Origin of the sequence: Aminomonas paucivorans DSM 12260 (assembly GCF_000165795.1) — a bacterium.
In the GTDB taxonomy this organism is placed as follows: domain Bacteria; phylum Synergistota; class Synergistia; order Synergistales; family Synergistaceae; genus Aminomonas; species Aminomonas paucivorans.
The window spans coordinates 913,205-939,655 of sequence record NZ_CM001022.1; the positions used below are offsets into that span (position 1 = coordinate 913,205).

Consider the following 26,451-nt stretch of genomic DNA (forward strand, 5'->3'; position numbering starts at 1 on the left):
GGATGCCCATCCAGCCGAATCCCCGTCCCTGGCAGGTGCTGGCGGCGGACCTGGCCCTCCTGGTGGTGGCGGCGGTGTGGGGGGCGGGGTACCCCGTCTCGGCCCTGGCCATCCGATCCATCACCCCCCTTTGGCTTCTGGGAATCCGCTTCGCCATCGCCGGAACCGCCATGGTGGTGCTCTTCCGCCGCCACCTTCGGGGATTCGACTGGAGGGGAGCCATCCCCGTCTACGCCCTCTCCCTCGTCATGGCCCTTTCCTACCTCCTCCACATCTACGCCCTTACCCTGAGCACCGCGGCCAAACAGTCCTTCATCGCCGGGACCAGCGTGGCCATGGTTCCCTTCGTCTCCGCAGCCTTCCATCGCTGTTGGCCCAGCCGCGTTGCCCTGGCCGGGTCCCTGGTGACCTCTCTGGGGCTCTCGGTCCTGGCCTTCACCCCCGGCATGGCCTTCAACGGAGGGGACGTCCTCTCCCTCCTGATGGCGGTGACCATTGCCCTCCACGTGGTGCTTTGCGCCGCCTGCATCCGCAAGCACGACGCCCTGGCGGTGGCGACGATCCAGATCCTCTGCGGGGGGATGGTCTTTCTCCTGGGGGCGGTGCTGCTGGAGCCCCTGCCGGACTTTCGCTTCACCCCGGGCCTCTGGCGGAGCATCCTCTTCCTAGCCCTCCTCGCCACGGTGTTCCCCTTCGGGGTCCAATGTGTGGCCCTTCGGTACACCCACGAGGTCCACGCGGGGATCCTCCTGGCCCTGGAGAGTCCCTTCGGCTACGGGGTGGCCATCCTCATGGGGCAGGAGCGGCTTCGGGGACAGGGACTGGTGGCGGGGGCCATCCTCCTGGCGGGGGTGCTGCTGGCAGAATCGGAGCTCTGGAGGGGACCCTCCCGGGAGAGGACGGAACCCGAGGAGGCGGAAGAAGCGGCGGAGGAAGCGGGATGAGGGGCCTTGCCGTTTCCGGACAGTCCCAGGGGGTCGCACCGAAAGGGGCGACCCCCGTTTGGTGCGGGAGGACAGGGGGCGGCATCGGGAGCCTCCGGTTCGGCCCTGCACCGGCGGGCAAGGACAGAGGTTCTTAGAGGTTTCCGACTCTCCCCTCGTCGCAGGGTTCGGTGGAGGGGGTTTTTCGGTCGGCTTCTCCCCTTCGGCTGGTCGTTCCTGGCTCTTTGAACCACTCCTCCCGGAGGATCCCGCAGACAACGATATCCTCGTAGATGCCGTTCTTCTTCACGTGTCGGCGCAGCACCCCTTCCCGGATCATCCCCAGCTTCTCCAGGACCCTCCCGGAGGCGGGATTGCGAGGGAAGAAGCAGGCATGGATCTTTTGGAGATGCAGCGTCCCGAAGCCGAAGGCCAGGACGGCACGCCCCGCCTCGGAACAGTATCCCTGCCCCCAGCCGGGCTTGCCGACCCAGTACCCCAGCTCGGCCCGATCGGCCCCCCCTTCGATCACCAGACCGATGGCTCCCACCAGTTCCCGGTTCGTCTTCCGGGTGATGGCGAAGTTCGCCTGTTCTCCCGATTCGAACAACCTCTCGTGGGTGCCGATCCATTCCTCCGCCATCCCGTTCTCGTAAGGATGGGGGATGCGAAGGGTCGTGTCCGCGATGGCCGCGTCTCCCGCCAGCGCCTGCACGGATCGGGCGTCGGAAAGGGCGAAGGGACGAAGGAGCAGCCGGGGAGTCTCCAGAACGGGTAGGCGGCTCACCGGATCGTCACCGAGCCCTGCGGGGTTCCCCCCCGGGAGTAGACCAGTACCAGGGAGGCCTCCTCCGCGGCCTTGTTGGCCAGATAGGACCTCAGGGCCGCCGTGTCCATCTCCTTCGTGCTTCGACCGTTGACCTCCAGAAGCACGTCCCGCTCCACGAGCCCCGCATCGGCTGCCTTGCTGCCCGCCTCCACGGAAGAGATGGCCACGTACCCGTCGGGGTTCCTGTCCCCCAGGACGATTCCCAGGGACTTCTTCCGCACGTTCCCCGAATCGGGAAGCTGGTTGACCGCCTCGTTGACGACCTGATCGATCGGCGTCCCGTCCAGCTTGTTGCGGATTTCCTGGATGAGGGGGATCAGGTGGTCGATGGACCGCTGCCGGGTCACCTGCCCCTGAAGGAGTTCCAGCTCGCTGACCAGGAGGCGCACGTTGCCGTCCCGCTGCAGCATGTTGAACTTCACCTTGCAGAGCTGCGTGGGAAGCCAGAAGCCGTCCCCGAAGTTCTTGGCCACCACCACCTTGTACGGGTCCACCTCGTCGACGGTGAAGTTCTTTCCCGTCATGACCTCCAGGATCATGTCCTGGACCTTCCCGGTGTCGGTCTCCCGGATGGTGGTGGTGAAGAGGGTGGCTCCCCAACATGCGGGGGCCAGGGAAAGCAGAAACAGGGAAACCAGCAGGATGCGGCGCAAGGGAATTCCTCCTAACGGATCCAGGTTGGGATGGGGTACAGGGAAAACCCTACCACCGGACCAGCGAGGTTTCATGAAACCGGCGGTGTTTTTCGGGGGGCTACAGGGCGTTTACGTACGGGGAGCGTGGTTTGGGAGGAGGAGTTCTGAGAGCTTGCGAGATCCGGGGGCACGGGCAAAAAAAGGGCCGCACCCGAAGGCGCGGCCCGATCCTTTTGGTGGGCGACACAGGGTTCGAACCTGTGACCCCTGCCGTGTGAAGGCAGTGCTCTCCCGCTGAGCTAGTCGCCCGAAGCCTTGCAACATCGGGAATTATACGATGGAGGGGCGACTCGCGCAACCCCCTTTGGAGGTCATTTCGTGGATTTTACGCTGTAGCTCTTGCTGCCCCAGGATTTTCCCTTCACCGGGGTTCCCTCCAGGAGCTGGACGAATCGGTCCAGGCACTGGGGACACCTCACGACGGTTTCCTTGTCTTCCACCTCAAACTCGTGCTTGCAGCTGATGCAGCGAAATCGACGCACCTTTTCTCCACCCCCCTCTTCGTGCGGCCCTTGAGGGGCCGGAAATCCTTAACGAATCGAGTATAGCCCACCGTCGGGGTTCGATCCAGGGGGATCAGGACAAGAGGCTGGAGAGAGCTGCGGCGAAGAGGAGCCCCGGGAGGAGGTTCAGGACCCGGAAACGGCGGATCTCCAGCAAGGAAAGGCCCAATCCCAGGAGGAGGATGCCCCCCACTGCGGACATCTCGTCGATCACCGGCTGGGAGAGGAGGGACTGGAACGCTCGGGCCCCCAGGGTGAGGCCTCCCTGAAAGAGGAGGAGGGGGACCGACGCCGCCACCACCCCGGGGCCCAAGGACGCGGCCAGGGCCACGGAGGAGAAGCCGTCCAGCACCGTCTTGGCCAAAAGCAGGTTGGGGTACCCTCCCAGGCCCTCTTCGATGGCCCCCAGGATGGTCATGGAGCCGGTGCAGAAGAGCAGGAAGGCGGTGACGAAGCCCTGGACGAACCGGTCGTTCTCGCAGCGGAAGCGCTGCCGGAGCCCTTCTGCGAAGTTGTCGAGGCGCTTCTCCAGGTTCAGGGCCTCCCCGGTCAGGGCGCCCAGGACCAGGCTGAAGATCAGGACGAGGAAGTTCTGGGTCTTGGCGGCCATGTGGATGCCCAGAAAGAGGGTGAAGAGGCCGATGGCGTGGAAGGCCGTCTCCACGTGCCTCTGGGGGAGGCGGGAGCGCATGAGCAGGCCGAAGGAGCCTCCTGCCAGGACCGCCGCGGCGTTGGCGAGGCTGCCGAAGATGGGGATGTGCTGGATCCATTCGTTCAAGGGGATTCCTCCTGTTCCGGTTTCCGATCAGAAAAGGCGATACACGTGCGTCAGGGTGAAGTAGAAGCCCACCCCCAGGAAGGCGACCCCCGTGAGGTGGCGCAGCAGGGTCTCCAGGGGGTCGATGCGCCGGAGGCGCCGGGAGATGACCTGGGTTCCCGCGGAAAGCCCCCATCCCGCCAGGGCCACGGGGAGGGCGGCTCCCAGGCCGAAAAGCCCCGGGAGGAGGAGGGAGGACCCTTCCCGGGCCGCCAGGGGCAGCAGTCCGCCGAAGAACAGGGCCGCCGTCTCCGGGCAGGGGAGCAGGGACAGGAGCACCCCCAGGAGGAAGGCCCCCGGGCCGTTTGGGGGGATCCTCTCCGCCAGGGCCTTCTTGAGGCTCCCCCCCGTGTGGGGGGTGAGCCACTCCAGCAGGAGGGCTCCTACCACCAGAAACAGGGGGCCCGCCGCTTTGGCCAGGATCCGCAGGACGTTCCGGTAGAGGTCCGGGGCGTCCAGGAGCCCTCCCACCAGCAGGGCCCCCAGGAGGAGGTGGGTCAGGAACCGCCCCGCCCCGTAGGCGCCTCCCTGGATCAGGGCTTCCCGGGGGTTTCCCGGCCGGATCACGCAGGACAGGGCCGCCACGTTGGAGGCCAGGGGACAGGGGCTCAGGGTGGCCAGGATCCCCAGCCACAGGGCGGTGAAGGCGGCCAGGATCATGGGGCCACCGCCTCTTTCAGGAAGGGCGCCAGGGCCTGGAGGAAGAAGGGACGGAACGCCTCGGGCCGGTCGGCCAAGCGATAGGCCTCCTCTAGGTTGCGGAACCGGATCTCCCGGCCATTTCGCACCAGGGAGACCACCAGGGTGGTGCCGAAGAGGCCGTAGGTTTCAATGTAACGCTCGTTTTCCGGCTCTTCCAGGGAGAGCTTGCGGAAGGACAGGCGCCCTGCGGCCACGTCCCCCGAGAGGGGGCCTTCGAGGGCCTCCTGGGCGTTCCTTTCCAGGTCGTCGCAGACGGGACAGTAGCCCCCGCCCCGGAAGAGGATCACCTCCACCCGGGTTCCAGATTCCTCGGGGGGAAGGGGGTGGGGCCGCGTCTCATTCTGGAGGTCCCGGAGGGCGTAGCCCAGGCTGAAGGCCGCGAAGAGAAGGACGCAGAGCCCCGCAAAACGCTTCATGCTCCTGCCTCCTTTGGGGAGCCTCCCCGGCGGGCGCAGGGACGGGGATGCTTGAAATGGTTGGGTCCGGGCATTATAAACGGAGTGCGTTTGCGGCAGCAAGCCGCGCCGAGGCCTTGGGCCGGATGTTGGACGGGAGGTTGGGGAAGGGATATGGCGAAACCGTGGTGGCGTGAGGCTCTGGAGACGATCCTTTGGGCACTGGTGCTGGCATTGGTGCTGCGGACCTTCGTGGTGCAGGCGTTCTGGATTCCCAGCGGGTCCATGATCCCCACCCTGGACCCGGGGGACCGGGTGCTGGTGCTCAAGTTCTGGTACCACCTGCCTTCGGTGGACCCCAAGAGGGGGAACCTGGTGGTGTTCAAGTACCCCGTGGACCCGAGGCGGGACTTCGTGAAGCGGATCATCGGGCTCCCCGGGGAGACGGTGGAACTGCGGGAGGGCAAGGTCTACGTCAACGGGGTGCAGATCGACGAGCCCTACGTAGTGAACTCGGACACCTATACCATGGCGGCCACGGAGGTGCCCAAGGACAGCTACTTCTGCATGGGGGACAACCGCCCCAACTCCCAGGACAGCCGTTTCTGGGGCTTCGTGCCCCGGAACTTCCTCAAAGGGCCGGTGGTGTTCCGGTACTGGCCCCTGACGCGCATCGGCCTCCCTCGGTAGGGGGACATGGGGCGGACGGTGTGGTACCCCGGGCACATGGCCCGGGGCAGAAGACAGCTCGAAGCGCTTCTGGGGTCTCTGGACCTCCTTCTGGAGGTCCGGGACGCCCGGGCGCCCCGGCTCACCGCCTCCCCCCTCCTGGAGGAGCAGGGACGGTTGGAGACCTGGATCGTCCTCACCAAGGCGGACCTGGCGGAGGAGGAGGTCACGAGGCGCTGGGTGGACCACTTCCGGCGGTCCGGCCGCACGGCCTGGGCGGTGGACGCCCGCAAGCCCCTGCCCGTCCCTTTCCGCAAGGCTCTGCAGCAGCGTCGCCCGGACTTCCGGGAGCTGCGCCTGGCGGTGGTGGGGGTGCCCAACGTGGGCAAGTCCCTCCTCCTGAACCGCCTCATCGGCAAGAAGTCCGCCCTGGTGGGGGGCATCCCCGGGGTGACCCGGGGGGTTTCCTGGTTTCGGGGAGAGGGGCTTCTGGTGGTGGACTCCCCCGGCGTCCTGGACCCCAAGTCCGATGCGGGGGCGCACCGCCGTCTGGCGTGGCTCAACGCCACCAAGGGGCAGGTGATCGGCACCCCTCAGGACCTGGCCATGGACTGCATCGCCCACCTGGAGGAACAAGGAGAATGGGGGCGCATCGCCTCGGTCTGGAACCTCTCTCGGGAGTCCCAGAGCCCGGAGGAACGCCTGGAGGGAGTGGGGCGTCGGCTGGGACGACTCCTTCCCGGCGGTGTGGTGGACCTGGACGGGGCCGGAAGGGCCTTTCTGGAGGCCCTCGGCACGGGCAAGCTGGGGCGATGGAGCCTGGAAGTTCCTCCCGCGTCCCGGGAGAAGGAGGGATCCTCGTGATCGTGGCCGGAACGGACGAGGCAGGCAGGGGACCCCTGGCAGGTCCCGTGGTGGCCGCGGCGGCGGTGCTCACCCCGGACCAGCGCCGTCGCCTGATGCAGCGAGGGCTGGGGGATTCCAAAGCCCTGACGCCCCGAAGGCGGGAGAGCCTCTTCGCCCTCATGGAGGAACTGGGGGTGCTCTGGCGGGCCCAGGCCGCCTCGGCGGCCCGCATCGACGGAACGAACATCCTGGCGGCGTCCCTCTGGGCCATGGGAAGGGCTACGGTGGCCCTGGATCCCCCGCCGGACCTGGTGGTGGTGGACGGCAATGCCCGGATCCCCGGGCTTTCCCTGCCCCAACGGTGTCTTCCCGGGGGGGATGCCCTGGTCCCCGCGGTGATGGCCGCCTCTGTGGTGGCCAAGGTCCTCCGGGACCGGGCCATGGAATCCCTGGACCGGCTCTATCCGGGATACGGTTTCGCGAAGCACAAGGGCTACCCCACGGCGGAACACCGCCGTGCCCTGGAGCGCCTCGGTCCTTCGCCGGTGCACCGGGCCACCTTCCGCTGGAGGCCCGCGCCGTGAGCCCCGGGGTGGGAGGAATCCAGGGGGGGAACATCGATCCCCGAGCGCAGGGAGTCCTCCTCCCCTCGGAGGAAGTCTCCCAGGTCAGTCGTCCCTCCACGGCGCGCATCCCAAGCGGGGCGGTGGTGGAAGGGCTGGTGCTTTCCCAGGAGGAGGGGCTCTACCAGGTCCGGGTGGGCAACCAGACCTTCTCCGCCCGCTCCTCCCTGCCCCTTTTCGTGGGCCAGCGGTTCCGGGCGGTGTGGGACGCCTCCGGCGACGTGCCGGTGCTGCGTCTCCAGGCCTCGGACCTGGCCCTCCTCTCCCGCTTTCCCGCCAAGGAACAGCCCGTGGCCCTGGCCCTCCTCCTGCGGGGGCTTCCCGCCACGGACGACGTGCTGGTCCCCCTGAGACAGGCCTGGATCCGCCTGGGGGGCAAACCCGAGACCCTCTCCGCCCTGGTGGAGCTGTGGGCCCGGGGACTTCCCCTCAGCGATCCCCAGGCCTCCCAGCTTTCCTGGTACCTCCAGCTCAACCCCGCTCAGGTGGGGGACCTGTGGAAGCAGGTTCGGGAGCGCCTCCGCAAGGCGGGGGCGGATGCCACCCCTCAGGAGTGGAGCCGGGAACTCAAGGCAGCCCGGGAGGGAAACGACGACGTGGCCCGGTTCCTCCAGGCCCATTCCGTGGCCTCCCGTCCCGCCCGCCCGGGGGTGGACCCGGGAGCCCTCCTGGCCCCCATGTGGTGGCCCCTGGACGACCGGGAGGACCCCGCCCTGGCCCGGGTGGCCACGGCGAGGGAGGAGCAGGGGGGGCGAAGGATCTGGCGGGTCTCCTTCGAGACCCAGGGCAACCGTCTGGGAACGGTCCAGGGGGAGCTGGTGACCAACGGGCGCTCCCTCACGGTGGACCTGGGGGTGGGGGCTCCCTCGGTGGCCCGGACGGTGCGGCAGCATCTCCCGGAGCTGGAGGAGGCCCTCAAGGCGGTTCCCCTGGGGTTGCAGCACCTGGGGGTCTCCGTGGTCCGCCGGAGGGAAAGCTCTCTCCAGCGGGGCGTGGACATGGAGGCGTAGCCGTGGCCCGCAAGCATCGCATCCCCGAGGCGGCGGCTCTGCGGTACGAGGAGGGGCACGAGTCCGCCCCGGTGGTGGTGGCCTCCGGCAAGGGGGTCCTGGCGGAGCGGATCGTGGAGATCGCCCGGGAGGCGCAGATCCCGGTGGTGGAGGACGCGGCCCTGGTGAGCGCCCTCCTGGCGTTGGAGCTGGGGGAGGAGATCCCCCCGGAACTCTACCAGGCGGTGGCCCGGGTCCTGGTGTTCGTCTACGACCTGGACCGCAAGTCCGAGGTCCTGAAGCGGTGACCCCCCGGGAGCTGGGGTGCCTGGGGGAGGATCTGGCGGCGAAGCATCTGGCGGCCCTGGGGTGGGCCGTCCTGGAGCGGAACGTGCGTCTTCCCGGGGGGGAGATCGACCTGGTGGCCCGGGAGGGGGACGAACTGGTGCTGGTGGAGGTGCGGACCCGTTCCGAGAGCCGCCTCCAGGAGGCCTCGGACACCGTGGGGCCGGAGAAGCTCCGCCGCCTGGTGCGGGCGGGGCGGAACTACGTGGCCCGGCGGCGCTACGACGGGTTCTGGCGCATCGACCTGCTCGCCCTGGACCGAACCGGGTCGGGCTGGTCCGTGCACCACCACCGGGACATCACCGGGGGGAGGTACGACGGGTGACGGGAGTCCGGGGGGTGACCCTCCGCGGGGTGGAGGCGGTGCCCGTGGAGGTGGAGGTGGAAATCACCGGGGGTCTCTTCTCCATCACCGTGGTGGGGCTGCCCGACGCGGCGGTGAAGGAGGCCCGGGAGCGGGTCCGGGCGGCGCTGCGCAGCCTGGGGGTGCTCCTTCGGGGGCGGGTGGCGGTGAACCTGGCTCCGGCGGACCTGCCCAAGGAAGGAGCGCTCCTGGACGTACCCATGGCGGTGGGGCTTCTGGCCGCTGTGGGGTCCCTGCCCCGTCGTCCCGAGGGGATCTTCCTGGGGGAACTGGCCCTGGACGGCCGCCTTCGTCGGGTTCGGGGAGCGGTGCCCGCGGCCCTGTTGGCCCGGGACCTGGGGGTGCCCCTGTTCCTTCCCCCGGAGAACGTGCCGGAGGCCGCCTGGGTGAAGGGGGCGACCCTCCTGGCTCCCCCCACCCTCCCGGATCTCCTGGGGCACCTGCGGGGCGAATCCCTCCTGCCCCCGGTCCCCCACGGGGACGTGGACGAGGCCCCCTGGGTCCCGGACCCGGACCTGAGGGACATCAAGGGGCAGACCGGGGCGAAGCGGGCCCTGGAGATCGCCGCGGCGGGGCACCACAACCTGCTCCTCACCGGCTCCCCGGGCTCCGGGAAGACCCTCCTGGCCCGGGCCCTCCGGGGCATCCTGCCCCCCCTGGGGGACGAGGAGCTTACGGAGGTGCTGGCGGTGCGGAGCACCGCGGGGGAGGAGGGGCCCCCCTCCCGCCTGCGTCCCTTCCGGCCCGTGCACCCCACCGCCAGCGTGGTGGCCCTCTGCGGGGGCGGTTCGGGGCTGCGCCCGGGGGAGGTGACTCTGGCCCATCGGGGGGTCCTGTTTCTGGACGAGTTCCCGGAATTCCACCGGGACGCCCTGGAGGCCCTCCGGGCTCCCCTGGAGGACGGGCGGATCCGGGTCAGCCGGGCCACGGGGACGGTGAGCTACCCCGCCCGGGTGCTGTTGGCCTGCGCCTGCAACCCCTGTCCCTGCGGCTACCGGGGAGACCCGAGCCGCCCCTGCACCTGTTCCCCCTCGGAGATCCACCGCTACCAGCGCCGACTCTCCGGTCCCATCCTGGACCGCATCGACCTGCACGTCCCGGTGCCCCGCCTTTCCCCGGCGGAGCTGGTGCAGATGGAGGACCGGGGAGGGGAGGACAGCGCCGCGGTGCGCCGTCGGGTGGAACAGGCCCGTCAAGTCCAGCGGGAGCGCTGGGCCGCCCAGGGGGTGCAGTGCAACGCGGAGCTTCCGGAGCGGCTGGTGCGTCGGGGGCTGAACCTGGACCCGGAGGTGCGTCCCTTCCTGACGGAAACTCTGGGACGGCTGCGCCTCACCGGTCGGGGGCTGAGCCGGATCCTCAAGGTGGCCCGCACGGTGGCGGACCTGGAGGGGACCTCCGCCGTCGGGGTGTCTCACGTGGCGGAGGCCCTGGCCTTCCGGGAAGGACAGTCGTCGTGGACCGCAGGCTGAAGGCTGCCCTGGTCCTGAACGCCTGCTTCGAGGGCCGGGCGGGCCGAGCCCTTCAAAGGTGGACCGAGGAGGGGCGCGACCCGGAGGAGCTGCTCGGTCCCTCCTCCGCCCTCCCCTGGACCGTCCTGGGGCTTCCGGAGGACGCGGGGGAGACAGTGGCCCGGCGTCTCGCCCAGGGGTGGGCGGAGAGGGAGCTGGAGGCCTGCGGGCGTCTGGGAGTGCGGGTCCTTCCCTGGGGACATCGGGAGATCCCTGACGGGATGGGGGACCTCTCCACGCCCCCCGGGGTTCTCTACCTCTGGGGGGCCCAACCCCTCCCCGGCAGGGAGGAATCGGTGGGGGTCGTGGGCACCCGGAGGGCCACCGCCTACGGTCGACGCATGGCCCAGGCCCTGGGAGCCCGGGCGGGGAAGGCGGGATTCTGGCTGGTGAGCGGCGGCGCCGGTGGGGTGGACGGCATGGCCCACGAAGGGTGCCTTGCGGCGGGGGGACACACCGCGGCGGTGCTGGGCACGGGGGTGGATCGGGTCTTCCCCTCGGGGCACCGGGAACTCTTCGAGCGCATCCGCGGACGGGGCTGTCTGGTGAGCGAGTACCCCCTGGGCACGGAGGGACGCCCCTGGCGGTTCCCTCTGCGGAACCGGATCCTGGCCGCCCTGGTCTGCAAGCTGGCGGTGGTGGAGGCGCCCTCTCGAAGCGGCGCCCTCATCACCGCCCGGAACGCCCTGGATCTGGGGCGGGAGGTCTGGGCCGTGCCCGGCCGGGTGGACGAGGAGACCTGCCGGGGTTCCAACCGGCTCCTCTTCGACGGGGCCTACCCTCTGGTGGACCTGGAGGATTTTCTCCCCTCCGGGGGGCAGCGGAGCCTCTTTCCCCCCGCCTCGCCTTCCCCTTCCCTTCCGGGGGGGCTGGAAGAGGAGGGGCGGGCCATCCTGGGACTTTTGGCCCGAGAAGGGGACCGAACGGTTGACAACCTAGCGAGTGAAGGTAGAATGAGCGCCGCCAGCGTTCTGAAAGTTCTTTCCGTTCTCCAGGCGCTGGGTTGGGTCTATCCCTCCGGTCCCGGTCGATTTCGGGCCGCCCCGGATAAGGGATGCCTCCCGACGGACTCGAACCCCTGACCCGGAACCCGAACGATCCGGGTCTTTTTTTACGGTCCCGCCGAGGCGGGACAGAACACGACCGGAGGTGTCTCCATGGAATACCGTATCCTCTCGGAGATGGAACGTCGCAGCCTGACCCTTGAAGCGGCGCAGTTCGTCTACCGTCTGCTTCACGTCTACCAGATCCCCTGTTCCATCCTCGAGAGAGCCCTTCTGGAGGCGGTGCTGCTGGGGCAGATGCGCCACGCCCCCGTGGACCTGTCGGACCTGGAGGGGCTGGTGGATCGGGCTTTCGACACGGAGGCCCCCGGCGCTCTCCTCCATCAGGGCGGGGCGAACGAGACCTCCCCCCGCTGGACCTGCTGACCTCCTCGGCCATGCCCCGCAAGAAGGTCTCCCCCCAGGAAGAAGCCCCCCTTCTCCTCTCCGAGAAGGAAGCCTCTCCCGCCGGAACCCCCAAGACCCCCCGGCGCAAGCCCTCCGCTTCGGCCCCCGAGGGAACCTCCCCCGAGGCGAAGCCCGCGGCCTCCCGTCCCCGGAAGGCTGCGGGGGAGAAGGCCGCCGCCCCGTCTCCCAAGGAAAAGAAGCCCAAGGCCCCGGGGCGCCGCGTGGCCGCTCCCGAGGCCGCCCCTAGACCGACCCGCCGCAAGGCCGGTCCCTCGTCCCCCCACGGGACGCTGGTGATCGTGGAGTCCCCCACCAAGGCCCGGACCCTGAGGAAGATCCTCGGGGGAGAGTTCTCCGTGGAGGCCAGCGTGGGGCACGTGCGGGACCTGCCCAAGGGACGCCTGGGTCTGGATCTGGAACACGACTTCGAGCCGGAGTACATCCAGGTCCGAGGCAAGGCGCCGGTGATCCGGCGGCTCAAGGAACTGGCGGCGGGGAGCGAGCGGGTCCTCCTGGCTTCCGACCCGGATCGGGAGGGGGAGGCCATCGCCTGGCACCTGGCCACCCTGCTCCAGATGGACCCCACCAGCTCCTGCCGCATCCGGATGCACGAGATCACCGCTTCGGGCGTCCAGGGGGCGGTGGCGAACCCCGAACCCATCGACATGGACCGGGTCCAGGCCCAGCAGTCCCGACGCGTCCTGGACCGGTTGGTGGGCTACCAGCTCAGTCCCCTCCTGTGGAACAAGGTCCAGAGGGGCCTGTCGGCGGGGAGGGTGCAGTCCGTGGCCCTTCGTCTGGTGTGCGAGCGGGAGGACGAGATCGACGCCTTCCACCCGGAGGAGTACTGGCTTCTGGACGTGCAGGCCGACGCAGAGGGCGGTCGGGAGTACCTCCTGCGCCTGGAGCGCTGCAAGGGCAAGGTCTTCTCGGTCCCCTCCCGGGAGGAGGCGGAGCGGGTCGCCCAGGTCCTGCGGTCCCAGCCCCTGGTCGTGGCGGCCTTCAAGAGTCGGGAAAGCTCCCGGGGTGCCCTGCCCCCCTTCAAAACCAGCACCCTCCAGCAGGACGCCTCCCGCCGCCTGGGCTTCAACCCGAGGCGCACCATGCGGGTGGCCCAGTCCCTCTACGAAGGGGTCGATCTTCCCGGCCGGGGTCCCGTGGGGCTCATCACCTACATGCGCACCGACAGCCTCCGGCTGGCCCCGGAGGCCCTGGAGGGAATCCGGCGCTACGTGGGGGATCGGTTCGGAGCGGACTACCTCCCCGACAAGCCGAACTTCTTCTCCGTGAAGGGGCGTTCCCAGGATGCCCACGAGGCCATCCGCCCCACCGACGTGACCCTGGACCCCCAGGGGATCCGGGAGCACCTGAGCCCGGAACAGTTCCGGCTCTACGAACTCATCTGGAACCGGACCGTGGCCAGCCAGATGTCCCCGGCCCGAGTGGCCCGCACCGCCCTGGACGTGTCCTGCGGGGACTACGGCCTGCGGCAGTCGGGGGTGGAGGTGCTCTTCGACGGATGGGGCAAGCTGTGGCCCCTGGGGGTGCGCCCCACCCGGATCCCCCGGGCGGAGGAAGGGGAGGTCCTGGGCTTCCGGGATCTCAAGATGGAACAGCGCTACACCCAGCCTCCGGCCCGATACACCGAGGCGGGGCTGGTGAAGGTCCTGGAGGAGAAGGGCATTGGGCGTCCCTCCACCTACGCCACCATCGTGGAGACCTTGAGCGAACGGGGCTACGTGGTGCGGGGGGAGGAGGACAAGAAGCTGGTCCCCACCCGTCTGGGCCGGGGAGTCAGCGGTTTCCTGGTGCGCCATTTCCCCGAGGTGGTCCAGGTGGGGTTCACCGCCCACATGGAAGAGGACCTGGACCGGGTGGAAGCGGGGGAGCTTCCCTGGCTCGCCCCCATCGAGGGCTTCTGGGCGCCCTTCCGCCACACCCTGGAGGACGTGGCCGCCACGGCGGAGCGGGTGAACATCCCCCCGGAAGAGGTGGGGGAGAACTGCCCTCAGTGCGGCAAGCCCCTGGTGGTCAAGCGGGGGCGCTACGGGGAGTTCATCGCCTGCAGCGGCTATCCGGAATGCCGTTTCACCAAGAAGCGGGTCACCTCCACCGGCATCTCCTGCCCCAAGTGCGGCACCGGGGAGCTGGTGCGCCGCAAAGCCACCAAGGGCAAGGCCAAGGGGCGGTTCTTCTACGGGTGCAACCGCTATCCCGAATGCGACTACCTCACCTGGTCGAAGCCGAAGAAAGCGGTGGAGCCCGAGGGGGAGGCCCTTCCGGTGACGGAGGAGCGGGACGATGGCTGATCCCATCACCCTGGTGGGGGGCGGCCTGGCGGGTTCCGAGGCGGCGTGGCAGCTTGCCTCCCGGGGCGTGGCGGTGCGCCTCTTCGAGATGCGTCCCCGGGCCACCACGCCCGCCCATACCACGGACCTCCTGGGGGAGCTGGTGTGCAGCAACTCCCTGGGGGCAGACCAGACCACCAGCCCCGCAGGGATCCTCAAGGGGGAGCTGGAGACCCTGGGCAGCCTGATCCTGGCCTGTGCCCGTCGACACCGGGTGCCCGCCGGGCGGGCCCTGGCGGTGGATCGGGAGCGTTTCGCCCGGGAGGTGACCCGGACCCTTGAGGAGCACCCCCTGGTGGAGGTGGTGCGGGAGGAGGTCACGGCCCTGCCCGAGGGTCCGGCCATCCTCGCCTCGGGTCCCCTCACCAGCCCTTCTCTGGCGGAAGCCCTCCGGAACCTGGTGGGGGAGGATTTTCTGGCCTTCCACGACGCCGTGGCCCCCATCGTCACCCTGGAGAGCGTGGACCCCGAACGCAGCTACCGGGGCAGCCGCTACGGCCAGGGGGAGGACTACGTGAACTGTCCCCTGGACGAACCCACCTACCGGGCCTTCCGGCAGGCCCTGGTGGAGGCGGTGCAGGCCCCACGACACGACTTCGAGGTGAAGCAGCGGTTCTTCGAGGGCTGCCTGCCCATCGAGGAGATCGCCCGCCGGGGGGAGGACACCCTGCGCTTCGGTCCCATGCGCCCCGTGGGGCTCCCGGACCCCTCGGGGAGGGAACCCTTCGCGGTGGTGCAGCTTCGCCAGGACAACGAAGAGGGCACCCTCTACAACCTGGTGGGGTTCCAGACCAACCTCCTCTGGGGGGAGCAGGACCGCATCTTCCGCCTGATTCCCGCCCTGGAGAGGGCGGAGTTCGTCCGCAAGGGGGTCATGCACCGGAACCTCTTCGTCTGTGCACCTCGTGTGCTGGACGGTTTTCTCCGTCCCCGAGGCCGGGAGGACCTCTTCCTGGCGGGGCAGGTGACGGGGGTGGAGGGGTACCTGGAGAGCACCGCCATGGGAGCCGCCGCGGCCCTGTTCCTCCTGGCCCGGCTTCGGGGGGAGGAACTGCCCGTCTTCCCTCGGAAGACCGCCCTGGGTTCCCTGCTCCACTACCTGAAGGACGCCCGCCCCGAGACCTTCCAGCCCATGAACGTGAACCTGGGGATCTTTCCCAAGCTGGAGCGGAAGATCAAGAGCCGCACGGAACGCTGCGAGGCCTACGGGGTCCGCTCTGCCGAGGCGCTGGAGGGTTTCCTGGCGGACCATCCCTGGTGCCGCGGTTCCTCCTGAAAGGGCGAAAGTGGGTCAAAAGCGTAACAAGACCTTCATCTTTTGAAAATTCTTGTTGTGTCTGCTTTTGATGCTACAATGGGTCCCATGGCCGATTCCCTCTCTTCCCTCGTCGACGGATTCCTCGACCAGCTCCGTTACAGGCTGAACCGTTCGGAGAACACGACCGTGAACTACGCCGTGGATCTCGCGCAGTTCGTCGAGTTCCTCCAGCTGGAGGGGGTCGAGGGGCCGGAGGGGATCAACCGGGACCGGGTGCGGGGCTTTCTGCGCAGCCTCATGGGGTACGGGTTCGCCCCCACCTCTGCGGCTCGCAAGCTCTCCTCCGTCCGGGGGTTCACCGCCTACCTGACCCGGGAGGGCCTCGTGGAGCAGGACCCCGCAGCAGGAGTCCGAGGCCCGAAGCTCCCGGCGAACCTGCCTCGCGCCCTGGCGTACCCCGACGTGGTCCGCCTGCTGGAGGAGGGGCCCGGCGGGCGTCATGCCCAGCGGGATCGGCTGATGCTGGAACTCCTCTACGGGTCGGGGCTTCGGGTCTCCGAGGCGGCGGGATTGGATTGGGAAGACCTGGAGCCGGAGGAACGGTGGCTGCGGGTTCTGGGAAAGGGCCAGAAGGGGCGGGCGGTGCCCTTCGGGCGAGGGGTGAAGGAGCTGTTGCAGGACTGGCGCCCCGACCCTGTGACCCGCCAGGGGCCGGTGTTTCCCGGGGAGCGGGGAGCGCCCCGCATCACCCCCCGGACGATCCACCGCCTGGTCACCCAGTCGGCCCGACGGGTCGGCCTGGCGGGGGTGACGCCCCACACCCTGAGGCACAGTTTCGCCACCCATCTCCTGGAGGGGGGGGCGTCCCTTCGGGTGGTGCAGGAACTGCTGGGGCACGAGAGCCTCCTCACCACCCAGCGCTATCTGGACATCACCTCGGATCAGATGAAACGAAGCTACGAACAAGCCCATCCGCGGGCGGGAGGTTGACCGTGTTCAAAGGAACCACGATTCTCTGCGTGCGCAAGGACGGACGGGTGGCCATGGCCGGGGACGGCCAGGTCACCTTGGGAAGCCAGATCGTCAAGGCCGGGGCCCGCAAGGTCCGCAGGCTCCACGAAGGGCAGATCCTGGCGGGTTTCGCCGGGAGCACCGCCGACGCCATGACCCTGCTGGAGCGCTTCGAGAAGCGCCTGGAGGAGAACCAGGGGCACCTGTTGCGCTCCGCCGCGGCGCTGGTGAAGGAGTGGCGCACCGACAAGGCCCTCCGGCGCCTGGAGGCCATGCTGCTGGTGGCGGACCGGGAGCAGACCCTCCTCCTCTCGGGGGCGGGGGACATCCTGGAGCCCGAGGGCGGGGTAGCCTCCATCGGCTCCGGTTCGGGGTACGCCCTTGCGGCGGCCCGGGGGCTTCTGGAGGGGTCCGACTGGGCCGCCGGAGCCATCGCCCGGAGATCCCTGGAGCTGGCCTCGGAAATCTGCATCTACACCAACGACCAGATCACCCTGGAGGAGTTGCCCCAATGACCGGAACCGGAGATTCCCTCACTCCCCGCACCGTGGTGGCCTATCTGGACCGCTACATCGTGGGGCAGGACAAGGCCAAGCGGGCCGTGGCGGTGGCCCTGCGCAACCGCATCCGCCGCCGCAGGCTCCCGGAAGAACTCGCCCGGGAGGTGTCCCCGAAGAACATTCTCATGGTGGGCCCCACGGGGGTGGGCAAGACGGAGATCGCCCGTCGCCTGGCCCGGCTGGTGGAGGCCCCCTTCGTCAAGGTGGAGGCCACCAAGTTCACCGAGGTGGGCTACGTGGGCCGGGACGTGGAGTCCATGATCCGGGACCTGGTGGAGGCGTCGGTGCAGATGGTGCGTCGTCGTCTCATCGAGGAGGTCCAGGAGCCCGCGGCTCGGGCGGCGGAGGAGCGCATCCTGGACGCCCTTCTGCCCCGTCCCAAGACCGAGGCCGCCGTCCCGGACTTCCTGCGCCTCTTCGGGGCGGGCCGGGAGACCCCTCCCCCTGCGGCGTCCCCGGCGCCCCCGGAGCCGGAAGTTCGGGAGGGAACCCGGGAGAAGCTGCGGGAACTCCTCCGGGCGGGCAAGCTGGACGGCCGCTCCGTGGAGGTGGAGGTCCCCGAGGGTTCCCGGGTGGGCATGACCCTCATGGGAGCGGGGGGTCTGGAGGAGATGGGCCTGAACCTGGGGGAACTCCTGGGGGGGCTCATGCCCAAGCGGACCAAGCGCAAGACCGTCACGGTGGAGGAGGCCCGGCGGCTTCTCCAGGCGGAGGAAGCGGAGAAGCTGGTGGACCAGGAGGCGGTGGTCCGGGAGGCGGTGGCCAAGGCGGAGCAGGAGGGCATCCTCTTCGTGGACGAGATCGACAAGATCGCCGGGGGCGGCTCCGGCCATGGGGGCCCCGACGTGAGCCGGGAGGGGGTCCAGCGGGACCTGCTCCCCATCGTGGAGGGCTGCGTGGTGCAGACCAAGTACGGCCCGGTGCAGACGGACCACATGCTCTTCATCGCCGCCGGGGCCTTCCACAAGACCAAGCCCTCCGACCTGGTGCCGGAGCTTCAGGGGCGCCTTCCCATCCGGGTGGAGCTTCAGCCCCTGCGGGAGGAGGACCTGGTCCGCATCCTGGGGGAGCCGGAAAGCAGCCTGGTGCGGCAGTACGAGGCCCTTCTGGGCACCGAAGGGGTGCGCCTCCGGTTCGAGGAGAGCGGCCTCCGTGCCCTGGCGGCCCTGGCGGCGCGGATGAACCGGGACCTGGAGGACATCGGCGCCCGGCGGCTTCATACCCTCCTGGAACAGCTCCTGGAGGAGATCAGTTTCCAGGCCCCCGAGACGGAGGAGCAGGACGTGACGGTGGACGCTCCCTACGTGGAGGGGCGACTGGGGCCCCTGTCGGAGGATCGGGAGGCCCGAAAGTACCTGCTGTAGGTTCCCGCAAGGTCACAGCGCCCCGCAGGGGCGAGGATCACCCCATACAGACAAATACCCCATCTGGGAGGAATAAACCGTGAACACGCCCAAAGAATTGGTGGAATCCCGACCGAAGATCCTGAACCCCTCGGCCATGCAGGACCTGCTCGAAAAAGCCCGGCTGGTGGGCAGGGCCCTCCAGAACCGCAAGGACCGCAGCGGCCCGGATTACCAGCGTCTGGCCAAGCTTCTCTGCGACCTTTCCGCCGCCAACGTGTACGTCATCAACCGGGAGGGGCGCATCCTGGGCTATGCCTGGATCAGCGCCTACGACTGCCCCATCATGGCGGACATCCTGGCGGTCAACATGCTGCCGGAGAGCTATGTGGAGCGGCTCAACCAGTACCACGAGTCCATCCTGAACCACACGGACCACGGCATGTGCGCCTATGCGGACCAGCCCTGCACCTACTCCAACAAGCACGTGCTCTACGTCCCCGTCAACGGAGGAGGAGAGCGTCTGGGCACCCTCATCCTGGCCCGTTTCGGCTGTCCCTTCGACACCCGGGACCTGGTGCTGGCGGAGTACCTGGCCACGGTGGTGGGCCTGGAGATCCTCCACGACCGCACCCGGTCCATCGAGGAGCGGGGACGGGAGCGGCTCATCGTCCAGATGGCCATGCGGGCCCTCTCCTATTCCGAGGTGGAGTCGGTGAAGCACATCATCGAGGATCTGGGAGGGTCGGAGGGCGTGGTGGTGGCCAGCCGGGTGGCGGACCGCGTGGGGGTCACCCGCAGCGTCATCGTGAACGCCCTGCGCAAGCTGGGAAGCGCCGGGATCATCGAAAGCCGCAGCCTGGGCATGAAGGGTACCTACATCAAGGTCCTGAGCCCCCTGTTCCTGGAGGAGCTGGGGATCGGAGAGTAGGGCTCAAGGTCCTCGTCGGACCTGCCGACACAGAACCGTGCCGGGTTTGCGAAGGGGGAGGAAGGCATGAGGGGCGATCTCACCTGGGGAGTCATCCAGAAGGACCTGGAAGGGCTGTCGCGGCGCATGGGCAGCACCACCCAGAACCTGGCCAACGCCAACACCCCCAAGTACGTCCGCCGCGAGGTCTCCTTCGAGGACCAGCTGGAGGCGCTCATCGAAGCGCCCCGGAGGCTTCCCCTGGCCGTCACCGACGGACACCACATGACCAACATGCCCAAGGGCATCGAGTTCGTCCATCCCGTGGAAAGCCGGGTGGGCAACGAGGTCTACCGGTACGACGAGAACAACGTGGATCCGGAGACGGAACTGGCCCGGCTGGCGGAGACCCGGATGATGTACCAGGCCATGACCCGCATCCTGGGCAGAAAGCTCTCCATGTACCGCACGGCCATCGGAGGTGGACGGTGATGAAGGTCTTCCGGAACATCGATGTGGCGGGCAGCGCCCTGACGGCCCACCGACTGTGGATGGACACCGTGTCCTCCAACTTGGCGAACGTCAACACCACCCGCACCCCCTCGGGGGGGCCCTACGTCCGCAAGGTCCCCATCTTTCAGGAAAAGCTCATGGAGGCCATGAAGGGAGCCCCTTCCTCTTCGGGAGTCCGGGTGGCGGAGATCGCCAAGGACCCCCTGCCTCCCCGGATGGTGTACCAGCCCGACCACCCCGACGCCAACGCAGAGGGTTACGTGGCCTACCCCAACGTCAACGTGGTCCGGGAAATGGCGGACATGCTGGTGGCCAGCCGGGCCTACGAGGCCAGCGTCAACGTGGTGGAGACGGGGAAGGCCCTCTGGACGAGCGCCCTGGAGATCATGCGCTCCTAAGGGACACAAGATACAAAACCGGGACTAAAGTCCCGGTTTTGTATGCGGAAAAATGGGAGGGGAGGTCCGGTTGGGCCTCCCCTCTTTGTATTAGGGTCAAATGGTGAGCCCGCGACAGCCAAGGGTCTTCACAAGGGTCAAGAAAACGCGCTACACTGCCGCTATCTTGGTGATCTAGAAGAGACAGAGAGAGGGAGACATCCTGCCGTCGCGGGGGATGGGTACCTTCACCAAAGGAGGCCGACATGGACGCCATTCGGATGGATCTTGCCCAGTATCGCCTGAAAGTGGAGGACTGGATGTCCCCGGCGCAGCAGGAGAAGGCCGGGGAGGGAACGCCTTCGGTGCCCTTCGAGGACGTGCTGAAGAACAGCATGAAGCAGGTGAACGCGCTGCATCAGGGGGCGGACAAGATGGTCCAGAAGTTGTCCCTGGGAGACGTGGAGGATGTGTCGGAGGTCTCCATCGCCGTGGAGAAGGCGGAGATGGCCCTGCGAACCCTGGTGGAGGTTCGGAACAAGCTGGTGGACGCCTACCAACAGATCGCCCGCATGCCTGTATAATCTAGGGCGTCATGGATAAAATCCGGCAGTTCGGCGAGTGGCTGAAGGCGTTCTGGGGGTCCCTTCAACGCTGGCAGAAGCTTTCCCTAGTGGGGGCTTCTGCCCTTGTGCTCTGTTCCCTGGTCCTCCTGGTGGTCTGGGCCGGTCGCCCCGCGTACGAGCCCCTGTTTTCCGGGCTGGAGGTGGAGGACCAAGCCTCCATCGTGGCCTATCTGAAGGAACAGAAGATCCCCTTCCGCAACGATCCGGCGGCCAACGCCATCCTGCTGCCCCGGGAGAAGGTCTACGAGACCCGGCTGGCCCTGGCCCAGCAGGGGCTCCCCAAGGGGGGCGTGGTGGGTTTCGAGCTTTTCGACCAGCCCAAGATGGGCATGAGCGACTTCCAACAGAAGGTGGCCTATTCCCGGGCGTTGGAAGGGGAACTGGCCCGCACCATCGGCCAGATCGAAGCGGTGAAGTTCGCCCGGGTCAACATCGTCATTCCGGAACAACGGCTTTTTCTGGAGCAGCAGCAGCCCTCCACCGCCTCGGTCCTCGTGCGCCTCAAGGAGGGGCAGGAGATCGGCCAGGAACAGGTGAAGGGCATCGTGCACCTGGTGGCCCGGAGCGTGGAGGGGTTGAACCCCGAGGACGTCACGGTGGTGGACACCGCCGGAAAGGTCCTCTCCGACCTCATCCAGGACGATTCTCTGATCTACATGTCCGGTTCCGACGGCCGTGCGGTCTCCTCGGTACAGCGGGAGCTGGAGCGGCAGCAGGAGCAGGAACTGGAGCGCAAGGTGCGCCTCATGCTGGAGAAGGTCTTCGGCCCCGGCAAGGCGGTGGTCCGGGTTCGGGTGGACCTGGACTTCGACAAGAAGAGCACCTCCCGGAAGGAGTTCATCCCCGGTCCCAACGGCAAGGGCGTGGTCCGCAGCCAGCAGAACACGGAGGAAAGCTACGTGGGTCCCGGGATGCCCCCGGGGGGCGCGCCTGGCACCACCACCAACATCCCCGGGTACGTGGTCAACACGGGCACGGGGGGCAACGTGGAGTACAACCGGACCGACACGGTGACTAACTTCGACATCACCACCCAGGAATCCCAGCAGGTGGCCACCCCCGGAGCCATCCGGCGCCTTTCCGCCTCCGTGTTGGTGGATGGGACCCTCAACGCCCAGCAGACCCAGAGCCTGAAGGACTCCGTGGCTGCGGCCATCGGCTTCAACCAGCTTCGGGGAGACCAGCTGGTGATCCAGGGCATGAAGTTCGACACCACCCTGGCGGATCAGCTCCTGGCCCAGATGGAGGCGGAACAGCGGCAGAAGGTCATCCTGGCCCTGGTGGGGGCGGCCCTTTTGCTCCTCATCATGGGGGCGGGGATCTTCCTCTGGATCCGCAGACGGCGCCTGGCGGCCCTTCGGCGGCTGATGCCCAAGGAAGAGGGAGACCAGGTGCCTTCCCTGAAGGACCTGCTGGAGCATCCGGAACTCATGACGTCCCAGGGGGAATTGGCCATCCTGGAGGAACAGCTTCGGGTGTATGCCACCAACAACCCCGAAGAAGTGGCGAACCTGATCAAGAACTGGCTCGCCGAGGATCTCTAGACCGAGGAGACGAAACAGCCCATGTCGAAGGCGAAGGATCTGCGGGGAAGAGAGAAAGCGGCGATCCTGCTCGTGGCCCTGGGCCCCGAGGTTTCCTCTATGGTCTACAAACATCTGGACGATGCCACCATCGAGCTTCTGACCCTGGAGATCGCCAACATGCGGCGCATCACTCCGGACACGAAGCTGGAGGTCCTGAAAGAAGCCCAGGAAGTCATCATGGCCCGGGAGTTCATGACCCAGGGGGGTGTGGATTACGCCCGGAAGCTGCTGGAGCAGGCGCTGGGGCCCGAGCGGGCCCAGGACATCCTGCGGCGCATCACCGCCAGCCTTCAGGTCCGGCCCTTCGACTTCGTGCGTCACGCGGACCCGTCGCAGCTCATTTCCTTCATCCAGGGGGAGCACCCCCAGACCATCGCCCTCATCCTCTCCTACCTGGCCCCGGAGCAGGCCGCCCAGGTGCTGGGAGGGCTGCCGCCCTCGGCGCAGTGGGACGTGGCCCGTCGCGTGGCGCGCATGGACCGGATCACCCCGGAGGTGCTGCGGGAGGTGGAACGGGTGTTGGAACGCAAGCTCTCCACCGTCATGGGGCAGGACTTCACCATGGCCGGCGGGGTGGACGCGGTGGTGGCCATCATCAACCGGGTGGACCGGGGCACGGAGCGCAACATCATCGAGGCCCTGGAGGAACAGGATCCGGAACTGGCGGAGGAGATCAAGAAGCGCCTGTTCGTGTTCGAGGACATCATCGGCATGGACGACCGGTCCCTGCAGCGGGTGCTCCGGGAGGTGGACATGAAGGATCTCTCCCTGGCCCTGAAGGGGGCCACAGAGGAGCTGCGGGTGAAGTTCTTCCGCAACATGTCCAAGCGGGCCGCGGAGATGCTCAAGGAGGACATGGACTTCATGGGTCCCGTGCGGGTTCGCATGGTGGAGGAGGCGCAGCAGAAGATCGTCAACGTGGTTCGGGCGCTGGAGGAAGCCGGAGAAATCGTGATCGCCCGGGGCGGGGAGGAAGAACTCGTTGTCTAGCGCCTCGCAGCACCGCCTCTTCCGGGCGGTTCGGGTTCTCCCGGAGGTGGTGCGCATCGGGCAGGGAGCGGCGGAACCTCCGGCCCCTGCGGAAAAGGAACCCTCCCCAAGCTCCGCTGTCTCTCCCGAGACGGCGGAGCTGGAACGTCTTGGAGCCCGGGTTCGGGAGCTGGAGTCCGAGACGTCGCTCCTTCGAGAGCGCGCCAAGGGACTGGAAGCGGAGATGCTTCAGCGCCAGCGCCACCAGGAGGAAGAGCGGGCCGCCTGGTTGGAACAGGCCCAGAGGGAGACCCAGGAGGCCCGAGAGCAGGTTCTCCGGGAGGCCCGGGAAGAGGGTTTCCGGCAGGGCAACGACGAGGGACGCACCGTGGCGGAGACGGACCTGAGGGAAGCCTATCAGAACCGTTTCGAGGGGCTCGTGTCCCTCCTGGAGAAGGTCCACGGTGACCTGTCCGCCAGCCGGGAACGCCTTCTGGCGCTGCAGGAGCCGGAGATGGTGCGCCTGTGGGAGAGCCTCCTCTCCCGGATGCTCTTCGCCCAGGTCACCTTGGACCAGGGGGTCCTCTCCCGGGTCCTGCTGGAAGTGTTGGGCCGCATCAGCGATCGGGAGCGGATCCTGGTGTACCTCAACCCCCGGGATCTCAAGGGGGTGGACTCCCTCCGAGAGTCCCTGACCGATGTCCTCCGAGGGGCCAAGCACGTGGAGTTCTCCGGGGACGAGCACGTGGACCCGGGAAGCTGCCTGGTGGAGACGAACCTGGGGGTCTACGACGCCCGGTGGAGGACCCAGCTGGAGCAGATCGCCTCCCAGGTGGAGCATCTGCTGGTAGAGGGGGCGGCGGAAGACGATGTCCCCGCAGGAGACTAAACAGCTCTTCGTTTCCCTGGAGTCCCGCCTGAGCCGAACGGAACTGGTCCGGCTCAACGGGCGGGTGGTCCAGGTGGTGGGCCTGGTCATCGAATCCCAGGGGCCGGACATCCAGGTGGGAGACCTCTGCGAGGTCCGTTTCCGCAACCGCCCCACGGTGCTGCGGGCGGAGGTGGTGGGATTCCGCTCCGATCGGGTGCTGCTCATGCCCCTAGGGGAACTGTCGGACATCGGCCCGGGGTGCGACGTGGTGGCCATGGGCCCCACCCTGGGGGTCCACGTGGGAGACTCCCTCCTGGGGCGCATCGTGGACGGCCTGGGTGTCCCCCTGGACGGCAAGGGTCCCCTGGTGGCCAAGGACTTTTACCCCCTCTTCGCCACTCCCCCTCATCCCCTGAAACGACAGATGATCGACAAGCCCCTCTCCGTGGGGGTCAAGGTCCTGGACGGCCTGCTCACCCTGGGGCAGGGTCAGCGGGTGGGCATCTTCGCCGGGTCCGGGGTGGGCAAGAGCGTCCTCCTGGGCATGATGGCCCGGAACACCGAGGCGGCGGTGAACGTCATTGCCCTGGTGGGAGAACGAGGTCGGGAGGTCAAGGAGTTCGTGGAGCGCGACCTGGGCGAGGCGGGGTTGGCCCGCTCCGTGGTGGTGGTGGCCACCTCGGACCAGCCCCCCCTGGTGCGCCTCAAGGCGGCCCTCACCGCCACGGCTATCGCGGAGTACTTTCGGGATCAGGGAGGGAACGTGCTGCTCATGATGGACTCCGTCACCCGCGTGGCCATGGCCCAGCGGGATGTGGGCCTGGCCATCGGCGAACCTCCCGCCACCCGAGGCTACACTCCCTCGGTGTTCGCCTTCCTCCCCCGGCTCCTGGAACGTTCCGGCGCGGGGGAGCGGGGCAGCATCACCGCCATCTACACGGTGCTGGTGGAGGGGGACGACATGAACGAGCCCGTGGCGGACACGGTGCGGGGTATTCTGGACGGACACTTCGTCCTGAGCCGCACCCTGGCGGCCAAGAACCACTATCCCTCCGTGGAGGTGGGACGCAGCGTCAGCCGGGTCATGCCCAGCATCGTCTCGCCGGAGCACCTGGAGGCGGCGGGACGGATCCGGGAGCTGCTGGCGGTCTACGAGGAGGCGCAGGATCTGGTGAACATCGGAGCCTACAAGGCGGGAAGCAATCCCCGGGTGGACTGGGCCTTGGAGAACCTGGACCCGGTCCGGCGTTTCCTGCGCCAAGGCATGATGGAGCGGTTCTCCTTCGAGGAGACCCAGCAGCTCCTCCTGCCTCTGGCGCCGTGGACGTAAGCCTTGCGGGGGGATGACCCATGCAGAAGCGGATCCACCGTTTTCAGCGCATCCTCAAGACGAGGCAGCAGGAACGGGATCTTGTCCAGGCGGAGCTTGTCCGAAAACAGAAGGAGGAGGAACAGCTCGTCGGCCGGATCCAACAGGTCCATCAGGAGAAGGAGTGTGCCCTGGCGGACTTCTGCCGTGTCCGGACGGAGCCCCTGTCCCCCCAGACCCTGTGGTACGAGCGCCAGAACCTGGACCAGCTCGAACGGATCCTGTCGGACAGCCGCGAGCGGTTGGACGTCTGCCGGCAGGGCATCGAGGAAACCAAGCACCAGCTTCTGGAACGGCATCGCAACGTCCGGATCCTGGAGCAGTACATCGAAAGGCTGGAGCAGCTTCGTCAGAAAGGGGATCTTCTGGCGGAGCAGAACCTGATGGACGAGATCTCGTCCCAACGATTCTTGTTCCACCAGCAGGAGGGTTGACATGAGACCGCAGATGACGAACCTCACCCAGCTCCTGGGACGCATCCGGGAGATCGAGTCCAGGATCAACCCCCAGGGGACCTCCCCCCGAACGGAGGAGACCCGCTTCGTGGAGGTCCTGGACGAGCTTGCGGGGACGCAGCGCTCGGACCTCCCGGAAGGAGACGGCGAGGGGGCCGGTTTTCGGGAGGAGGCCGCCGTGTCCCAGGAGCCTCTTTCGGAGCGCATGTCCAAATGGGACCCGCTTCTCCAGGACCTGTGCCGTCGCTACGACCTGGACCCCAACCTGGCCCGGGCGGTGATGCGCTGCGAGTCCGGCGGGCAGGAACAGGTGGTGTCCCGGGCGGGGGCCATGGGGCTCATGCAGCTCATGCCCGGCACGGCGCGCGCCTTGGGGGTGGACCCCAAGGACCCCGCCCGCAACCTGGAGGGGGGCATCAAGTACCTGGCCCAGATGGCGGACCGGTACGACGGGGACCTGGAAAAGGCCCTGGCGGCCTACAACGCCGGAGCCGGTCGGGTGGACGCCTACGGGGGCATCCCTCCCTTCCCTGAAACCCAGCGGTACGTGAAGAACGTGATGGCGCACTATCGCCGCTACTCCGGGGGCAACTGAC

General features: G+C 68.1%; 30 protein-coding genes and 1 tRNA gene. 25 read left to right on the plus strand and 6 right to left on the minus strand.

Annotated elements, in window-relative coordinates; genetic code table 11:
* The first annotated feature begins 2 nt into the window (after positions 1 to 2).
* The gene (locus APAU_RS04050; protein WP_006300415.1) at positions 3 to 944 is read left to right on the plus strand and encodes a DMT family transporter; all 942 of its coding nucleotides are present in this window, start codon (positions 3 to 5) and stop codon (positions 942 to 944) included.
* A 133-nt stretch (positions 945 to 1,077) separates the two neighbouring features.
* Here APAU_RS04050 and APAU_RS13265 read toward each other — a convergent pair whose 3' ends face one another.
* The 6 genes from APAU_RS13265 to APAU_RS04085 form a co-directional block, all read right to left on the minus strand.
* Positions 1,078 to 1,710 carry a GNAT family N-acetyltransferase gene (locus APAU_RS13265; RefSeq protein ID WP_006300416.1) on the minus strand — a complete coding sequence of 211 codons (633 nt, stop codon included), beginning with the start codon at positions 1,708 to 1,710 and terminating at the stop codon, positions 1,078 to 1,080.
* On the minus strand, positions 1,707 to 2,405 hold the full coding sequence (locus tag APAU_RS13270; RefSeq protein WP_006300417.1) for a PDZ domain-containing protein: 699 nt from the start codon (positions 2,403 to 2,405) through the stop codon (positions 1,707 to 1,709). Before APAU_RS13270 ends, APAU_RS13265 begins: the two co-directional genes overlap by 4 nt.
* Before the next feature lie 216 nt (positions 2,406 to 2,621).
* A tRNA-Val gene (locus tag APAU_RS04065) sits at positions 2,622 to 2,696 on the minus strand.
* A gap of 327 nt (positions 2,697 to 3,023) precedes the next feature.
* Positions 3,024 to 3,728 (minus strand): DUF554 domain-containing protein, encoded by a 705-nt coding sequence (locus tag APAU_RS04075; RefSeq protein WP_006300419.1) that lies wholly within the window; start codon positions 3,726 to 3,728, stop codon positions 3,024 to 3,026.
* Between the two features lie 27 nt (positions 3,729 to 3,755).
* Positions 3,756 to 4,427, minus strand: coding sequence for an urease accessory protein UreH domain-containing protein (locus tag APAU_RS04080; RefSeq protein WP_006300420.1), 672 nt, complete (start codon positions 4,425 to 4,427; stop codon positions 3,756 to 3,758).
* On the minus strand, positions 4,424 to 4,885 hold the full coding sequence (locus APAU_RS04085; RefSeq protein WP_006300421.1) for a nitrophenyl compound nitroreductase subunit ArsF family protein: 462 nt from the start codon (positions 4,883 to 4,885) through the stop codon (positions 4,424 to 4,426). The genes APAU_RS04080 and APAU_RS04085 overlap by 4 nt, the downstream gene beginning before the upstream one ends.
* Before the next feature lie 153 nt (positions 4,886 to 5,038).
* On the opposite strand from APAU_RS04085, the gene lepB reads away from it, so the two are divergent.
* The 24 genes from lepB (at position 5,039) to APAU_RS14600 (ending at position 26,450) form a co-directional block, all read left to right on the plus strand.
* Positions 5,039 to 5,554: a signal peptidase I gene (gene lepB, locus APAU_RS04090; RefSeq protein ID WP_040344885.1), complete on the plus strand. Its 516-nt coding sequence runs from the start codon at positions 5,039 to 5,041 to the stop codon at positions 5,552 to 5,554.
* Between the two features lie 6 nt (positions 5,555 to 5,560).
* Positions 5,561 to 6,397, plus strand: a complete 837-nt coding sequence (locus APAU_RS04095; RefSeq protein WP_006300423.1) for a YlqF/YawG family GTPase — start codon at positions 5,561 to 5,563, stop codon at positions 6,395 to 6,397.
* Positions 6,394 to 6,963, plus strand: coding sequence for a ribonuclease HII (locus APAU_RS04100; protein WP_006300424.1), 570 nt, complete (start codon positions 6,394 to 6,396; stop codon positions 6,961 to 6,963). Before APAU_RS04095 ends, APAU_RS04100 begins: the two co-directional genes overlap by 4 nt.
* On the plus strand, positions 6,960 to 8,012 hold the full coding sequence (locus APAU_RS04105) for a flagellar hook-length control protein FliK (RefSeq protein ID WP_006300425.1): 1,053 nt from the start codon (positions 6,960 to 6,962) through the stop codon (positions 8,010 to 8,012). The genes APAU_RS04100 and APAU_RS04105 overlap by 4 nt, the downstream gene beginning before the upstream one ends.
* A gap of 2 nt (positions 8,013 to 8,014) precedes the next feature.
* Positions 8,015 to 8,299 carry an EscU/YscU/HrcU family type III secretion system export apparatus switch protein gene (locus APAU_RS04110; protein WP_006300426.1) on the plus strand — a complete coding sequence of 95 codons (285 nt, stop codon included), beginning with the start codon at positions 8,015 to 8,017 and terminating at the stop codon, positions 8,297 to 8,299.
* Positions 8,296 to 8,661, plus strand: a complete 366-nt coding sequence (locus tag APAU_RS04115) for a YraN family protein (protein ID WP_006300427.1) — start codon at positions 8,296 to 8,298, stop codon at positions 8,659 to 8,661. Before APAU_RS04110 ends, APAU_RS04115 begins: the two co-directional genes overlap by 4 nt.
* Complete coding sequence (locus APAU_RS04120; RefSeq protein WP_006300428.1) at positions 8,658 to 10,169, plus strand: YifB family Mg chelatase-like AAA ATPase; 1,512 nt, start codon at positions 8,658 to 8,660, stop codon at positions 10,167 to 10,169. Before APAU_RS04115 ends, APAU_RS04120 begins: the two co-directional genes overlap by 4 nt.
* Positions 10,154 to 11,290 carry a DNA-processing protein DprA gene (gene dprA / locus APAU_RS04125; protein WP_006300429.1) on the plus strand — a complete coding sequence of 379 codons (1,137 nt, stop codon included), beginning with the start codon at positions 10,154 to 10,156 and terminating at the stop codon, positions 11,288 to 11,290. Before APAU_RS04120 ends, dprA begins: the two co-directional genes overlap by 16 nt.
* Before the next feature lie 75 nt (positions 11,291 to 11,365).
* Positions 11,366 to 11,638 carry a hypothetical protein gene (locus APAU_RS04130; protein ID WP_006300430.1) on the plus strand — a complete coding sequence of 91 codons (273 nt, stop codon included), beginning with the start codon at positions 11,366 to 11,368 and terminating at the stop codon, positions 11,636 to 11,638.
* 11 nt (positions 11,639 to 11,649) lie between these two features.
* On the plus strand, positions 11,650 to 13,968 hold the full coding sequence (topA, locus tag APAU_RS04135; protein ID WP_083806758.1) for a type I DNA topoisomerase: 2,319 nt from the start codon (positions 11,650 to 11,652) through the stop codon (positions 13,966 to 13,968).
* The gene (trmFO, locus tag APAU_RS04140) at positions 13,961 to 15,283 is read left to right on the plus strand and encodes a methylenetetrahydrofolate--tRNA-(uracil(54)-C(5))-methyltransferase (FADH(2)-oxidizing) TrmFO (protein WP_006300432.1); all 1,323 of its coding nucleotides are present in this window, start codon (positions 13,961 to 13,963) and stop codon (positions 15,281 to 15,283) included. Before topA ends, trmFO begins: the two co-directional genes overlap by 8 nt.
* Before the next feature lie 168 nt (positions 15,284 to 15,451).
* Complete coding sequence (locus APAU_RS04145; protein ID WP_332248393.1) at positions 15,452 to 16,255, plus strand: tyrosine recombinase XerC; 804 nt, start codon at positions 15,452 to 15,454, stop codon at positions 16,253 to 16,255.
* A 2-nt stretch (positions 16,256 to 16,257) separates the two neighbouring features.
* On the plus strand, positions 16,258 to 16,791 hold the full coding sequence (hslV, locus tag APAU_RS04150) for an ATP-dependent protease subunit HslV (protein ID WP_006300434.1): 534 nt from the start codon (positions 16,258 to 16,260) through the stop codon (positions 16,789 to 16,791).
* Positions 16,788 to 18,200 carry an ATP-dependent protease ATPase subunit HslU gene (gene hslU / locus APAU_RS04155; protein ID WP_006300435.1) on the plus strand — a complete coding sequence of 471 codons (1,413 nt, stop codon included), beginning with the start codon at positions 16,788 to 16,790 and terminating at the stop codon, positions 18,198 to 18,200. Before hslV ends, hslU begins: the two co-directional genes overlap by 4 nt.
* 79 nt (positions 18,201 to 18,279) lie before the next feature.
* Positions 18,280 to 19,110, plus strand: coding sequence for a GTP-sensing pleiotropic transcriptional regulator CodY (codY, locus tag APAU_RS04160; protein WP_006300436.1), 831 nt, complete (start codon positions 18,280 to 18,282; stop codon positions 19,108 to 19,110).
* A 66-nt stretch (positions 19,111 to 19,176) separates the two neighbouring features.
* Positions 19,177 to 19,581: a flagellar basal body rod protein FlgB gene (gene flgB, locus APAU_RS04165; RefSeq protein ID WP_006300437.1), complete on the plus strand. Its 405-nt coding sequence runs from the start codon at positions 19,177 to 19,179 to the stop codon at positions 19,579 to 19,581.
* Positions 19,581 to 20,000 (plus strand): flagellar basal body rod protein FlgC, encoded by a 420-nt coding sequence (flgC, locus tag APAU_RS04170; protein WP_006300438.1) that lies wholly within the window; start codon positions 19,581 to 19,583, stop codon positions 19,998 to 20,000. The genes flgB and flgC overlap by 1 nt, the downstream gene beginning before the upstream one ends.
* A 245-nt stretch (positions 20,001 to 20,245) precedes the next feature.
* Positions 20,246 to 20,563 (plus strand): flagellar hook-basal body complex protein FliE, encoded by a 318-nt coding sequence (gene fliE / locus APAU_RS04175; protein WP_006300439.1) that lies wholly within the window; start codon positions 20,246 to 20,248, stop codon positions 20,561 to 20,563.
* Between the two features lie 11 nt (positions 20,564 to 20,574).
* A complete protein-coding gene (fliF, locus tag APAU_RS04180; RefSeq protein WP_006300440.1) occupies positions 20,575 to 22,149 on the plus strand; it encodes a flagellar basal-body MS-ring/collar protein FliF in 1,575 nt (524 codons plus the stop codon).
* Positions 22,150 to 22,170: 21 nt separating this feature from the next.
* Entirely contained in the window at positions 22,171 to 23,181 is a 1,011-nt protein-coding gene (gene fliG / locus APAU_RS04185) for a flagellar motor switch protein FliG (protein WP_006300441.1), read from the plus strand.
* Complete coding sequence (locus tag APAU_RS04190; RefSeq protein ID WP_006300442.1) at positions 23,174 to 24,049, plus strand: FliH/SctL family protein; 876 nt, start codon at positions 23,174 to 23,176, stop codon at positions 24,047 to 24,049. The genes fliG and APAU_RS04190 overlap by 8 nt, the downstream gene beginning before the upstream one ends.
* Complete coding sequence (fliI, locus tag APAU_RS04195) at positions 24,030 to 25,361, plus strand: flagellar protein export ATPase FliI (RefSeq protein ID WP_006300443.1); 1,332 nt, start codon at positions 24,030 to 24,032, stop codon at positions 25,359 to 25,361. The genes APAU_RS04190 and fliI overlap by 20 nt, the downstream gene beginning before the upstream one ends.
* 20 nt (positions 25,362 to 25,381) lie before the next feature.
* The gene (locus APAU_RS04200; RefSeq protein ID WP_006300444.1) at positions 25,382 to 25,834 is read left to right on the plus strand and encodes a flagellar export protein FliJ; all 453 of its coding nucleotides are present in this window, start codon (positions 25,382 to 25,384) and stop codon (positions 25,832 to 25,834) included.
* Position 25,835: 1 nt separating this feature from the next.
* A complete protein-coding gene (locus APAU_RS14600) occupies positions 25,836 to 26,450 on the plus strand; it encodes a lytic transglycosylase domain-containing protein (protein ID WP_006300445.1) in 615 nt (204 codons plus the stop codon).
* Position 26,451 lies beyond the last annotated feature (1 nt).